The following is a 13703-nucleotide window of genomic DNA, read 5'->3' as shown; positions in this document are numbered from 1 at the left end:
ATGAAAGTTAGTTTAAATACGAAAGTTATGAACGTTTTTTGTGGTACAAATTCAAAAATAAGATTGAACAAGTTATTCGATTATATGCTTGAATGTTCCATTAAACAGGAAGAAATTCTAAAAGAAGAGCTAAAAGATTTGAATGGAAGTTGGATTATATATCAATGGGATGTTGATATAACTGAAATGCCCGAAAAGTTTGACGATTTGACAATACAAACTTACCACACTTATACAAGAAAATTCTACGCTTTTCGTAACTATGATGTTTTCAGAAACGGAAAACTAATTGTACGAGCTAAAACAAAATGGTTGCTTGTTAATCCTGAAAAGAAGCTTCCTATGAGAATAGATGATGAACTTGGAGTGATTTACGGAAGAGAAGATGGTTATGATATTGTTCAAAAGGATTTGAAACTAATAGACGGAGATTATGAAAAGTGTGGCGAATACACAGTAAGAAAAACAGATATAGATTATAATTATCACGCGAATAATGCTCGATATATAGAATGGATTGAAAATTATCTGGATGATGACACGATTAAAAAAGTGGAAGTTTTATATAAAAAAGAACTTAAATTAGATGAAAGTGTGGAGATTTATAGATTAGTTGAAGATTCCGTCGTTTATTTCAAATTAATTTCTGATGGAGTTTTGAAAACAATTATAAAAATTACGAAATAAATTTAGCTCACAAAATGAATTTTTTGTTTTGTGAGTTTTTTTATTATGAATTTTAGGTAATAGCTAAAATTTCGCAAAAAAATAATTGACAAAATAAAACTGTTGTTATATAATTCTAAGATACAGTATAAAAATGGATAATTATGCTATAAAGTAGATTATTTAGGAGTTTAAGATAGTATAAGGGGTGAAGTATATGCATACTGAAAAGTATGGAGTAACGGACAGAGTTAGTTTTTCTAGGAACGAAAATGTTTTGGGACTTCCAAATCTTATTGGTATTCAAACTGATAGTTTCGATTGGTTTGTAAAAAAAGGTATTAAGGAAGTTTTTGAAGATATTAGTCCTATAAAAGATTATGCGGGTAGTCTTGTTTTGGAATTTGTGGATTATTATTTTGAGGAAAATCCAAAATATACAATCCAAGAGGCAAAAGACAGAGATACTAACTATTCTTGCCCGTTAAAAGTGAAAGTAAGATTAATTAACACCGACACAGAAGAAGTAAAAGAACAAGAAGTTTTTATGGGTGATTTCCCTTTGATGACAGACAGCGGTACATTTATCATCAATGGTGCTGAAAGGGTAATTGTAAGCCAACTTGTAAGAAGTCCTGGTGTTTACTTCGCCGAAGAAATTGATAAATCAGGTAACAGCAACTTCGCATCTACAGTTATTCCAAACAGAGGTGCTTGGCTTGAAATGGATACTGATGCAAGTGGTGTAGTGAATATTAGAATCGACAGAACTAGAAAATTACCTGTTACTACATTACTTAGAGCTTTATTATTTGATACTGATGATGAAATAATTGAAGCTATGGGAGATTCTGAAATTTTAAGAAAAACTCTCGAAAAAGAAATTTCAAAAGACAGAGAAAGTGCTTTAATTGAAATTTATAAGAAATTAAAACCAGGAGATCCTGCATCTTTAGAAAGCGCAGAACCTTTGATAAACAACATGTTCTTCGACAGTAGAAGATATGACTTAGCAAAGGTAGGACGTTACAAATTCAATAAAAAATTATCTTTGAGAGATAGAATTACTAATCAAAAAGCAAAAGAAGATGTTGTGGATACATCAACAGGAGAAATATTAGCTACTGCAGGAGATTTGATTACTGAAGAAATGGCAATCGAAATCGAAAATGCAGGTATCAATGTTGTTGATGTTATCGGACACGAAGGTCAAAGTGTTCGTGTTATTGGTAACCACTTTGTTGATTTGGATAGTTTTGGTTTGGATATGGATTTATCTGATTTGAATTTGTCAGAAAAAGTTTATTATCCTATTATGGAAAAAATCTTGGAAGAAAATGATGACGAAAAATCAATCAGAAGAGCAATTGAAGAAAATGTTCATCAATTATCTCCAATTCATATAATCCATTCAGATATTTTGGCATCCATTAACTACGAATTCAATTTATTCTTTGGAATTGGTTCAACTGATGATATCGACCATTTAGGTAACAGACGTGTAAGAACTATTGGTGAATTGTTACAAAATCAATTTAGAATTGGTCTATCAAGAATGGAAAGAGTTGTAAGAGAAAGAATGAGTACACAAGACCCAGACTTGGCAACTCCACAATCATTAATCAACGTTCGTCCAGTTACTGCAGCAATCAAAGAGTTCTTTGGTTCAAGTCAGTTGTCACAATTCATGGAACAAACAAATCCATTGGCAGAACTTACTCACAAGAGAAGATTGTCAGCTTTAGGACCAGGTGGTTTGTCAAGAGACAGAGCAGGCGTTGAAGTTCGTGACGTTCACGATTCTCACTACGGTAGAATCTGTCCAATAGAAACACCAGAAGGACCAAACATCGGTCTTATAACTTCTATGACAACTTATTCTACTACTAATGAATATGGATTCTTAGAAACTCCATACAGACGTGTTGACAAAGAAACTGGAGAAGTTACTGAAGATATTGTTTATTTGACTGCTGATGAAGAAGATAAATATATAATTGCACAAGCGAACGAACCATTGGATGAAAATTCTAGATTTATAAATGAAAGAGTTTCTGGTCGTGGTATCAGCGGCGAAAATGATATTTATCCAAGAGAACTTATCGACTACATGGACGTTAGTCCGCAACAAATCGTATCTGTAGGTACAGCTATGATTCCTTTCTTGGAAAACGACGATGCTACTCGTGCGTTGATGGGCTCAAACATGCAAAGACAAGCAGTTCCATTGTTGGCAACTCAAGCACCAATTATCGGTACTGGAATTGAACACAAAGCTGCTAAGGACTCTGGTGTAGTAGTTAAAGCAAAACACAAAGGTACAGTTACTAAGGTATCTTCGGATATGATTGAAATTACTCGTGATGAAGATAGAAAAGTTGACAAATACACTATTCGTAAGTTTAAAAAGGCAAACCAAGGTACAACTTTCAACCAAAGACCTATCGTAAATAAAGGTGACAAGGTTGATGTTGATGATATAATCGCAGACGGTCCAAGTACAAACATGGGAGAAATGGCTTTAGGTAAGAACATTCTTATTGCATTCATGACTTGGGAAGGATACAACTACGAAGATGCGATGTTATTAAACGAAAAATTAGTTGTTGATGATGTATTGACATCAGTTCATATAGAAGAACACGAATCAGAAGCTCGTGAAACAAAATTAGGCGCTGAAGAAATCACTAAAGATATTCCAAATGTCGGAGAAGATATGAGAAAGAATCTTGATGATGAAGGAATTATTAGAATTGGTGCTGAAGTAAAATCAGGAGATATTTTAGTTGGTAAAGTTACTCCAAAAGGAGAAACAGAATTATCTGCTGAAGAAAGATTATTGAGAGCTATATTTGGCGAAAAAGCTAGAGAAGTAAGAGATACTTCATTGAGAGTTCCTCATGGTGAATCAGGTGTTGTTGTTGATGTTAAAACTTATTCAAGAGCAAACGGCGATGAATTATCTCCTGGTGTTAACAAGGTAGTTAGAGTATTCGTAGCTACTAAGAGAAAAATCATGGTAGGGGACAAAATGTGTGGTCGTCATGGTAACAAAGGTGTCGTTTCAAGAATTATGCCAGAAGAAGACATGCCATACTTACCAGATGGTACACCAGTTCAAGTAGTTCTTAACCCATTAGGGGTACCAAGTCGTATGAACATCGGACAAGTACTTGAAGTTCACTTGGGACTTGCAGCTAGTAAATTAGGTTGGAAAGTTGCTACACCAGTATTTGATGGTGCAAGTGACATTGAAATAGAAGATGCTTTGGAAGAAGCAGGATATCCAAAGACAGGAAAGATTTGGTTAAGAGATGGTAGAAGTGGAGAATACTTCGACAACCCAGTAACTGTAGGATACATGTATATGTTGAAACTGCATCACATGGTTGCAGAAAAAATCCACGCTAGATCAACTGGACCATACTCTCTTGTAACTCAACAACCATTGGGTGGTAAAGCTCAATTTGGTGGTCAAAGATTTGGAGAAATGGAAGTTTGGGCGTTAGAAGCATATGGTGCAGCTCATACTCTTCAAGAAATTTTAACAGTAAAATCAGATGATGTTGTAGGTCGTGTTAAAACTTACGAAGCTATTATTAAGGGCGAAAACATTCCTGAACCAGGAATTCCAGAATCATTCAAAGTTTTAATTAAAGAACTTCAATCATTATCTTTGGATGTTAAATTACTTGATGAAAATAATGAAGAAGTCGAATTGATAGAAGAAGAAGATGATTCTACAGAATTCGGCAGCGATGATAGACTATAAGAAAGGAGAGGGCTCCTTGGTACAAAAAAATACTTTTGAAGCTATGAAAATTGGTTTGGCTTCACCAGACAAAATCAGACAATGGTCTTGGGGAGAAGTTAAAAAACCAGAAACTATAAATTATAGAACACTAAAACCTGAAAAAGAAGGTTTATTCTGTGAAAAAATATTTGGACCTACAAAAGATTACGAATGTAATTGTGGTAAATACAAAAGAATAAGATACAAGGGTATTGTATGCGAAAAATGTGGTGTAGAAGTTACTAAATCAAAAGTTAGACGTGAAAGAATGGGCCACATTGAACTTGCGACTCCTGTAAGTCATATCTGGTATTTCAAAGGAATTCCATCACGTATGGGATTGTTATTGGATATGAGTCCTAGAGCACTTGAAAAAGTTCTTTATTTTGCATCATTTGTAGTAATAGATCCAGGTAAAACTGATTTATACGAAAAACAATTATTAACTGAACAAGAATATGAAGAATACTGTGATAAGTACGAAGAAGATGTTGATTTCAGAGCCAAAATGGGAGCTGAAGCAATCAAAGAACTTCTTCAAAAAATAGACTTACAAGAAGAATACAAAAATTTAACTGAAACTTTCGATGAGGCAACTGGACAAAAGAAAGTTAGAATTTTAAGAAGACTTGAAGTTGTAGAAGCATTCATCGAATCAAAAAATGATCCTTCATGGATGATTATGGATGTAATTCCAGTAATTCCACCAGATATCAGACCAATGGTACAACTTGAAGGTGGAAGATTTGCTACAAGTGATTTGAATGATTTATATAGAAGAGTAATTAATAGAAACAATCGTCTAAAAAGATTATTGGACATTGGATCTCCTGAAATCATTGTAAGAAACGAAAAAAGAATGCTTCAAGAAGCAGTAGATGCTCTTATCGACAATGGTAGACGTGGTAAACCTGTAACAGGACCTGGTAATAGACCATTAAAGAGTTTGTCAGATATGCTTAAAGGTAAATCTGGTCGTTTCAGACAAAACTTGTTAGGTAAGAGAGTTGACTATTCTGGTCGTTCAGTAATAGTTATCGGACCAAACTTGAAATTCTATCAATGCGGTCTTCCTAAGAAAATGGCTCTTGAATTATTCAAACCATTTGTAATTAGAGAATTAGTTAAAAGAGAAATTTCACATAACGTTAAAAATGCTAAGAAATTAGTAGAAAGAGAAAACGACAGAGTGTGGGATGTTTTGGAAGATATTATAGTCGATCATCCAGTATTATTAAACCGTGCACCGACATTGCACAGACTTGGTATTCAAGCATTTGAACCAATATTAGTTGAAGGAAAAGCTATCAAACTTCACCCATTAGTATGTACAGCATATAATGCGGACTTTGACGGTGACCAAATGGCAGTCCATTTACCACTTTCACCAGAAGCTCAAGCAGAAGCTAGACTTTTGATGTTAAGTACGAATAACATTCTTGCACCAAAAGATGGTAAGCCAATTACAACTCCTTCACAAGATATGGTATTGGGTTCATTCTACATGACTACTAGAAAAGAAGGTCAAAAAGGTGAAGGCTTAATCTTCAAAGATATAGATGAAATGATGCTAGCTTATGCAATGCATTATGTAACGTTACAAACAATAGTAAAAGTTAAACGTGACAGTGTGAATAACGATGGAACAAGCAAAATTGTAGAAAGCACTGTTGGTAGATTTATCTTCAACGAAGGAATCCCTCAAGATTTGGGTATGGTAAATAGAGAAGAAGACCCATATTCACTTGAAGTTGATTTGCAAGTTGACAAGAAAATGCTATCTAAAATCATCGATTTAACTTTCAGAAAATATGGAAATATCAGAACTGCTGAATTGTTAGACTACATCAAATCTATGGGATACAAGTATTCTACAATTGGTGCTTTGACAATATCAATGGGAGATATTACAATTCCTGATTCGAAAAAAGTTATCATCGAACAAGCTGAACAAAGAATTGATATGGTTCAAGATATATACCTTCAAGGGGATATTACAAACGAAGAAAGATATAAGAAAGTTATCGAAATTTGGGAACAATGTATTAAAGATGTAACTAAAGCGTTGATGACAAACCTTCCTGCTGATAACAACTTGAATATAATGGCCGTTTCTGGAGCCCGTGGTAGTGAAAACCAAATCAGACAATTAGGTGGTATGCGTGGTCTTATGTCCGATACTGCTGGTAACACTATCGAAATTCCTATCACATCAAATTTCCGTGAAGGTCTTTCAGTACAAGAATTCTTTATTTCAACACACGGTTCAAGAAAAGGTCTATCAGATACCGCTCTTAGAACTGCAGACTCAGGATATTTGACAAGAAGGCTTGTAGATGTATCACAAGATGTAATAATAACTGAAGATGATTGTGGTACTGATGAATATATTGTTGCAAAAGAAATCAAAGACGGCAACAGACAAGTTGAAGATTTGAAATCTAGAATTATCGGTAGATACGCATTCGAAGATATTCTCGATTTAGATACTGGAGAAATCATCGTTCATAAAAATGATATGATTAATGAAGCTATTGCTGAAAGAATAGAATCAAAAGGTATCAAAGAAGTTAAGGTAAGAAGTGTTCTTGGATGTAAGATGAAGCACGGTGTTTGTGCTAAATGTTACGGTAGAAACTTAGCTACTGGTAAGCCTGTAAACATTGGTGAAGCAGTTGGAATAATCGCAGCACAATCAATAGGTGAACCGGGTACACAATTGACAATGAGAACTTTCCACTCAGGTGGTATAGCTGGAGTAGGAATCACATCCGGTCTTCCTAGAGTTGAAGAATTATTTGAAGCTCGTAAACCAAAAGGACTTGCATACATTACTGAAATAGAAGGTACTGTAAAAATCCAAGAAAACAAAAAGAGAAATGATGTTATCGTAACTGCTGAAGACGGTGAAGAAAAAGTTTATCAAATTCCATACGGCGCTCACATTAGAGTTAACGAAGGAGATCATGTTGAAAAGGGAGAACCATTAACAGAAGGTTCAATCAATCCACAAGATATTCTTAGAGTTAACGGGGCTGAAGGCGTTCGTGATTATATAATAAGAGAAGTTCAAAAAGTTTATAGATTACAAGGTGTAGACATTGACGATAAGCACATTGAAATTATAATCAGACAAATGATGAGCAAAATTAAAATTGAAGAAAGCGGAGATTCAGGATTCTTATCAGGCAGTGTAGTAGATGCGAGAGATTTCAAGATGACTAATGAACAACTTGTCAAAGAAGGCAAAACTCCTGCAACAGGAACTCATTCGTTAATGGGTATCACAAAAGCATCACTTGCAACTGAAAGTTTCTTATCTGCAGCATCATTCCAAGAAACTACAAGAGTATTAACAGAAACATCTATTAAAGGAAAAGTTGATCACTTAATAGGCTTAAAAGAAAATGTAATAATTGGTAAACTAATACCTGCCGGTACAGGAATAGCAAAATATGACAGAATTGAAGTAGATTATGACGGTAAAGCTGAAGAAGATATGATTGAAGCTGAAAAAGCACAAGAAATAAATGAATCTGAAGTAGAGGAAGAATCTACAGTAAAATCTGGAAATTACGAATCATTACAAGATGAAGATAAATAATATTTAAGAATTAAGGGATGTGAATTCGCATCCCTTTTTTTATAAAATTGAGGAGTTTTGATGAAAAAGGATACAAACATCATAGAAATAAAAAACTTAAGTTTTCAATATGAAGGTTCATCAAAAAAAGTATTAAAAAACTTAAACATAGATATTAAAGAGGGAGAATTCATCTGCGTATTAGGTCATAATGGGTCTGGAAAGTCTACATTAGCAAAACTCATTAATGCTCAATATATTCCAACAGAAGGGGATATCTTAGTTGGGAATATGAATACAAAAGATGACGATAATTTGTGGAATATTCGTGAAATGTGCGGGATGGTGTTCCAAAATCCTGACAATCAATTGGTAGCGACAATCGTCGAAGAGGATGTTGCATTTGGTCCCGAAAACTTGGGAGTACCAAGAGAAGAACTTAGAAAAAGAGTAGATGAATGCCTCGAACTTGTGGGAATGAGTGAGTACAAGAGACATTCACCGGCGCTATTATCTGGCGGTCAAAAACAAAGAATTGCAATTGCAGGTATACTAGCAATGAATCCAAAGTGTTTGCTAATGGATGAGCCGACAGCAATGCTCGATCCACAAGGACGAAAAGACATCTTAAATACTGTTTTGAAACTAAGAGAAATGGGCAAAACTATAATCCACATTACCCATTACATGGAAGAATGTGTAAATGCCGACAGAATAATCGTGATTAATGAGGGTGATGTAGTGCTTGAAGGAACTCCAAGGGAAGTTTTCTCAAATGTCGAACAAATGAAAGAAATTGGTCTTGATGTTCCAGAGCCTACTGAAATCAGCTACCTTTTAAATAAATCAAATATAAATGTGAGAGCTGATGTCCTTACTGTAGACGAACTCGTTGAAGCTTTGGAGAGTGTTAGGTGATAGATATGAAGATAGAATGCAAAAATTTAGAACATATTTATAACAAATCAAATCCATTTGAAAAAGTAGCCCTCAAAGATATCAATTTAGAGATAAATCTTGGAGAATTTATTGGAATTATAGGACACACTGGAAGCGGCAAATCAACACTAGCACAACATTTAAATGGATTATTGGAACCAACAGGTGGCGATGTTTTGGTTGACGGGATATCAACAAAGACAAAAGTAAAAACAGATATAAGAAAAAATGTTGGATTAGTATTTCAATATCCAGAGTATCAACTATTTGAAGAAACTTGCTACAAAGACATTGAATTTGGACCGAAGAATTTGGGACTTACAGATAAAGAAATCAAAGAACGTGTAGAGTGGGCTTGTGATGCTGTTGGTTTGGATGTAGAACACATGAAAGAAAAATCACCATTCGAATTATCCGGAGGACAAAAAAGAAGAGTTGCAATTGCAGGTGTTTTGGCGATGAAACCAAAATTTTTAGTACTAGATGAACCAACTGCAGGGCTCGATCCATTGGGACGCGATATGATTTTAAATCAAATAAAACAACTTTTTGAAAGAGAAGACATGACAGTTATTTTGGTAAGTCATAGCATGGAAGATATCGCAAAACTTTGCAACAGAGTAATTGTTATCGACAAAAGTCAGATCTTTATGGACGATACACCAGAAGTTGTGTTTAGTAAAGAAAAAGAGCTACAAGAAATAGGACTTAGCATTCCACAATCTACACAAGTTGTGAGAAGATTGAAAGAAAAGGGAATAGATTTAAAAACGGATTGCTTGAATGTTGAGCAAGCCTATGAAAGCATCAAAAATGCTATGGAGGCAAAATCATGATAAAAGATATAACAATTGGTCAATATTTTGCATCTGATAGTATTATTCACAAGCTTGATCCAAGAGTAAAGGTAACATTTGTATTTTTATATATTATTGCGATATTTCTTATAAGTAAACTTTGGGTATACGCACCTGTATTGGTGTTCCTAATAGCTATAATCAAAATTTCAAAAATAAAACCAAATTTTGTATTCAAAGGAGTTAAACCACTTCTTCCAATTATTTTGTTGACTTTTATACTTAACGTATTGATGACACCAGGTGAAGTTGTGTGGAAATGGAAAATATTTACTGTTACAAAATCAGGATTGAACTTGGGATTTTTTATGGCATTTAGATTGATATTCTTGGTTTTAGGTACGAGTTTATTGACCTTGACAACATCACCAATCGAATTGACAGATGCTATGGAAAAAATGCTTCATCCCTTTGCTAAAATAGGATTTCCTGCTCATCAATTTGCAATGATGATGACGATAGCTCTTAGATTTATTCCGACGTTATTTGAAGAAACAGACAAAATAATGAAAGCTCAAATGGCTAGAGGCGCAGATTTTGAATCGGGAAATATAATCAAGAGAGCTAAAAACCTCGTACCACTTCTAGTTCCATTGTTTATAAATGCGTTAAAAATAGCAGGAGAACTTGCAGTAGCCATGGAAGCTAGGTGTTATCGTGGAGGAGAAGGAAGGACAAGGCTGAATGAATTATCCTATCAAAAGCGAGATTTCATAGCTTATGCTGTTATTATTTTATTATTCATTTTAATTATTGTGAGTAGAATAATATGAAAAATATAAAACTGACAGTTCAATATGATGGTTCAAAATTTTACGGATGGCAGAAGTTGAATGATTTGCCATCCGTACAATTAGAAATAGAAAAAGCAGTGACAAAAATGGTTAATCAACCAGTCAAAATAAATGGAGCTGGAAGAACTGACAAAGGAGTTCATGCAAAAGGTCAAGTATGTAACTTCATTGTTGACACTGATATTTCGGCAAACCAATTTCTAATGGGAGTCAACCACTTCACGAGTGATTCAATTGTCATAGTAAAATCAGAAGAAGTGGATTTGGATTTTCATGCGAGATTTAGTGCAAAATCAAAGACATATAAATACATTTTATGCAACAAATACTATATGGAGCCTTGGTTTAATGACTATAAGGGTCATAGAAAATACTACTTAGATTTTGATTTGTTGCTAAAATGCAGAGATATGCTCATTGGAAAACATGATTTTACATCATTCGTTAATGATTTGGAAGAAGATACCAATCCAATTAGAACTATTGATGAAATTACAATCGAAAGAATAGACAACGATATTGTATTTACATTTAAGGCGGAAAGCTTTCTTAGGAATATGGTTAGAATTTTGGTTGGAAGCATGGTTGATGTAGCCAGAGGGAGAAAAAGCATAGAATGGCTTAAAAATGCTTTGGAAAATAAAGACAGACAGTCTGCAGGAATTACGATTGAACCTTGTGGATTGTATTTAATGGATATCGAATATTAAAAGGGGGAGTAAATGAAAAACTTTACCAGAAAACTCATCAGCGTACTTATGATACTAATGATGATGTTTGTTTTCATTGACACCGAATCTTTTGCAGAAAAAGATACATTTGTAATAGGAATGGAGGCGAACTACGCACCGTTTAACTGGTCACAATCGACAGATGAAAATGGAGCCTATCCTATTGAAAACAGCAAAGGTGAATATGCAAACGGATACGACTTGCAAATAGCTAAAAAAATCTCCGACAGTTTGGGCAAGAAATTAGTTGTAGTAAAAATGGAGTGGGACGGACTTGCACCGGCAGTTATGAGCGGAAAAGTTGATGCGATAATTGCAGGAATGAGTCCAACAAAAGAAAGAAAAGAACAAATTGATTTTTCAGATACTTATTACAGTTCTGATTTGGTAATTGTAACAAAAAAAGACAGTAAATATATCAAAGCAAAATCATTAAATGATTTAAAAGATTTTAAAATTACTGGTCAATTGAACACATTCCACTATACAGTAATTGATCAAATCAAAGATTGCGACAAACTACCAGCAATGGAAAGTTTTCCATCAATGCTGTCTGCAGTTTTGGCGGAGAAGATAGATGGATATGTGGCCGAAAAACCACAAGCATTAAGTGCAGAAGCATCTAATGCTGAGCTTTCATACATTGAATTTGAAAAAGGTTCGGGATTTGAAACATCAGCTGAAGATACATCAATTGCAATCGGTGTGAAGAAAAATTCTGATTTGACAGAAAAAATCAACGAAGCTTTGAAGAAAATAAGTCCAGAAGAAAGAGATAAGTTGATGCAGGAAATGGTAAGATTGAACGTGGAAAAAGACCAACCACAAGGATTCTTATCAAAAGTAAAAAGCATTTTTAATGAATACGGATCACTTTTCTTAAAAGGGGCTTTGATGACATTGTTTATAGCCAGTGTTTCGACAATTATTGGATTTCTAATCGGAATACTTGTTGCAGTTATTAGAAATATGAAACTAGATAAAGATAAAAACAAATTTACTTATTATCTTCACAAAGTTATCAATTTTATTTTAGCTTGCTATGTTGAAATATTCAGAGGAACACCAATGATGGTACAATCAATGTTGATTTATTTTGGAGCCAAATTATATCTTGGAATTGATATGGCGCCAATTAGTGCAGCTTTGTTCATTGTTAGTGTCAACACAGGAGCTTATTTGTCAGAAGTTGTACGTGGTGGAATTAATTCTGTCGATGTCGGACAAATGGAAGCTTGTAAGGCTTTGGGAATGACCCACGGTCAATCCATGATTAATGTAATATTGCCACAAGCAATCAAAAACATTTTGCCATCTATAGGAAATGAGTTTGTAATCAACATTAAGGATACATCAGTATTGAACGTAATCAGTGTTACAGAATTATTCTTCGTATCTAAATCAATTGCAGGCTCAACTTATAATATATTTGAAACTTATGCAGTTACTTGCATTATATATTTCGTGTTGACATTCTCTTTAACAAGACTTTTATTATTTATTGAAAAGAAATCAAATAACAGAGAATACGTAATGGAAGCTACTACTGGAGGAATGTTCAATGGAAAATAAAATAATAGAATTACAGCATTTGAAAAAAAGCTACGACGGAGTAGAAGTTCTAAAAGATATCAACTTTACGATATCAAAAGGAGAAGTTCTATCTATAATCGGATCATCAGGTTCTGGTAAGTCTACTATGTTAAGATGCATCAATTTACTTGAAAAACCAACAGGTGGAGATATTTTGTATCATGGAGAATCCATACTTTCTTCCAAATTTAATCAAAATAAATTCAGATCCAAAGTAGGCATGGTATTTCAACAATTTTATTTGTTTGAAAATATGAGTGTCTTGGATAATTGCACTGTCGCTCAAATCAAAGTTTTAAATAGAGACAAGGAATCTGCAGTCAAAGAAGCTAAAAAATATTTGGAACTTGTAGGAATGATAGATCATGCACACAAAAAACCTAGCATGCTATCAGGTGGACAAAAACAAAGAGTTGCCATTGCTAGAGCATTGTGTATGAATCCAGAAGTTTTATTGTTCGACGAACCAACATCTGCACTAGATCCTGAAATGGTTAACGACGTATTGCAAGTAATGTCAAAACTTGCAGAATCTGGAATGACAATGGTTGTGGTAACACATGAAATGCAATTCGCAAGAGATGTGTCCACAAGAGTTTGTTTCATGAATGAAGGTTACATCATTGAAGATACAGATCCAAAAACAATGTTCACAAATCCAAAACACGAAAGAGTAAAAGAATTCTTGAAAAATTATTTGAATAACTAAAATAGACACCCTTTATCACACATGATAAAGGGCGTTAA

9 protein-coding genes are annotated in these 13703 nt (G+C 34.0%); all 9 read left to right on the top strand.

Annotation, left to right across the window (positions count from 1 at the left end):
* The 9 genes from GKG00_RS00135 (at position 1) to GKG00_RS00095 (ending at position 13665) form a co-directional block, all read left to right on the top strand.
* Positions 1-687, top strand: coding sequence for an acyl-ACP thioesterase domain-containing protein (locus tag GKG00_RS00135; RefSeq protein WP_154253602.1), 687 nt, complete (start codon positions 1-3; stop codon positions 685-687).
* A 196-nt stretch (positions 688-883) separates the two neighbouring features.
* Positions 884-4438, top strand: a complete 3555-nt coding sequence (locus GKG00_RS00130) for a DNA-directed RNA polymerase subunit beta (protein WP_154253601.1) — start codon at positions 884-886, stop codon at positions 4436-4438.
* Positions 4425-8063: a DNA-directed RNA polymerase subunit beta' gene (gene rpoC, locus GKG00_RS00125; RefSeq protein ID WP_194164428.1), complete on the top strand. Its 3639-nt coding sequence runs from the start codon at positions 4425-4427 to the stop codon at positions 8061-8063. The genes GKG00_RS00130 and rpoC overlap by 14 nt, the downstream gene beginning before the upstream one ends.
* A gap of 60 nt (positions 8064-8123) precedes the next feature.
* Complete coding sequence (locus GKG00_RS00120; RefSeq protein WP_154253600.1) at positions 8124-8960, top strand: energy-coupling factor transporter ATPase; 837 nt, start codon at positions 8124-8126, stop codon at positions 8958-8960.
* Between the two features lie 5 nt (positions 8961-8965).
* Complete coding sequence (locus tag GKG00_RS00115) at positions 8966-9817, top strand: energy-coupling factor transporter ATPase (protein WP_154253599.1); 852 nt, start codon at positions 8966-8968, stop codon at positions 9815-9817.
* Positions 9814-10611, top strand: coding sequence for an energy-coupling factor transporter transmembrane component T (locus GKG00_RS00110; RefSeq protein ID WP_154253598.1), 798 nt, complete (start codon positions 9814-9816; stop codon positions 10609-10611). The genes GKG00_RS00115 and GKG00_RS00110 overlap by 4 nt, the downstream gene beginning before the upstream one ends.
* Entirely contained in the window at positions 10608-11342 is a 735-nt protein-coding gene (truA, locus tag GKG00_RS00105) for a tRNA pseudouridine(38-40) synthase TruA (RefSeq protein WP_154253597.1), read from the top strand. The genes GKG00_RS00110 and truA overlap by 4 nt, the downstream gene beginning before the upstream one ends.
* Positions 11343-11354: 12 nt before the next feature.
* Positions 11355-12935 carry an ABC transporter permease subunit gene (locus GKG00_RS00100; RefSeq protein ID WP_154253596.1) on the top strand — a complete coding sequence of 527 codons (1581 nt, stop codon included), beginning with the start codon at positions 11355-11357 and terminating at the stop codon, positions 12933-12935.
* The gene (locus GKG00_RS00095; protein ID WP_094207367.1) at positions 12925-13665 is read left to right on the top strand and encodes an amino acid ABC transporter ATP-binding protein; all 741 of its coding nucleotides are present in this window, start codon (positions 12925-12927) and stop codon (positions 13663-13665) included. The genes GKG00_RS00100 and GKG00_RS00095 overlap by 11 nt, the downstream gene beginning before the upstream one ends.
* The last annotated feature ends 38 nt before the right edge of the window (positions 13666-13703 follow it).

This window comes from Finegoldia sp. BIOML-A1 (assembly GCF_009678325.1).
GTDB classification, from domain to species: domain Bacteria; phylum Bacillota; class Clostridia; order Tissierellales; family Peptoniphilaceae; genus Finegoldia; species Finegoldia magna.
The sequence above is the reverse complement of the archived record's forward strand: the minus strand, read 5'-3'. Positions and strand labels throughout refer to the sequence as shown.

What these genes read in the sequence shown, in the direction of transcription:
- GKG00_RS00130 (WP_154253601.1), top strand. Translation starts at nt 884, where the DNA reads ATGCATACTGAAAAGTATGGAGTAACGGACAGAGTTAGTTTTTCTAGG.
- truA (WP_154253597.1), top strand. Translation starts at nt 10,608, where the DNA reads ATGAAAAATATAAAACTGACAGTTCAATATGATGGTTCAAAATTTTAC.
- GKG00_RS00115 (WP_154253599.1), top strand. Translation starts at nt 8,966, where the DNA reads ATGAAGATAGAATGCAAAAATTTAGAACATATTTATAACAAATCAAAT.
- GKG00_RS00110 (WP_154253598.1), top strand. Translation starts at nt 9,814, where the DNA reads ATGATAAAAGATATAACAATTGGTCAATATTTTGCATCTGATAGTATT.
- GKG00_RS00135 (WP_154253602.1), top strand. Translation starts at nt 1, where the DNA reads ATGAAAGTTAGTTTAAATACGAAAGTTATGAACGTTTTTTGTGGTACA.
- GKG00_RS00100 (WP_154253596.1), top strand. Translation starts at nt 11,355, where the DNA reads ATGAAAAACTTTACCAGAAAACTCATCAGCGTACTTATGATACTAATG.
- GKG00_RS00120 (WP_154253600.1), top strand. Translation starts at nt 8,124, where the DNA reads ATGAAAAAGGATACAAACATCATAGAAATAAAAAACTTAAGTTTTCAA.
- rpoC (WP_194164428.1), top strand. Translation starts at nt 4,425, where the DNA reads ATGATAGACTATAAGAAAGGAGAGGGCTCCTTGGTACAAAAAAATACT.
- GKG00_RS00095 (WP_094207367.1), top strand. Translation starts at nt 12,925, where the DNA reads ATGGAAAATAAAATAATAGAATTACAGCATTTGAAAAAAAGCTACGAC.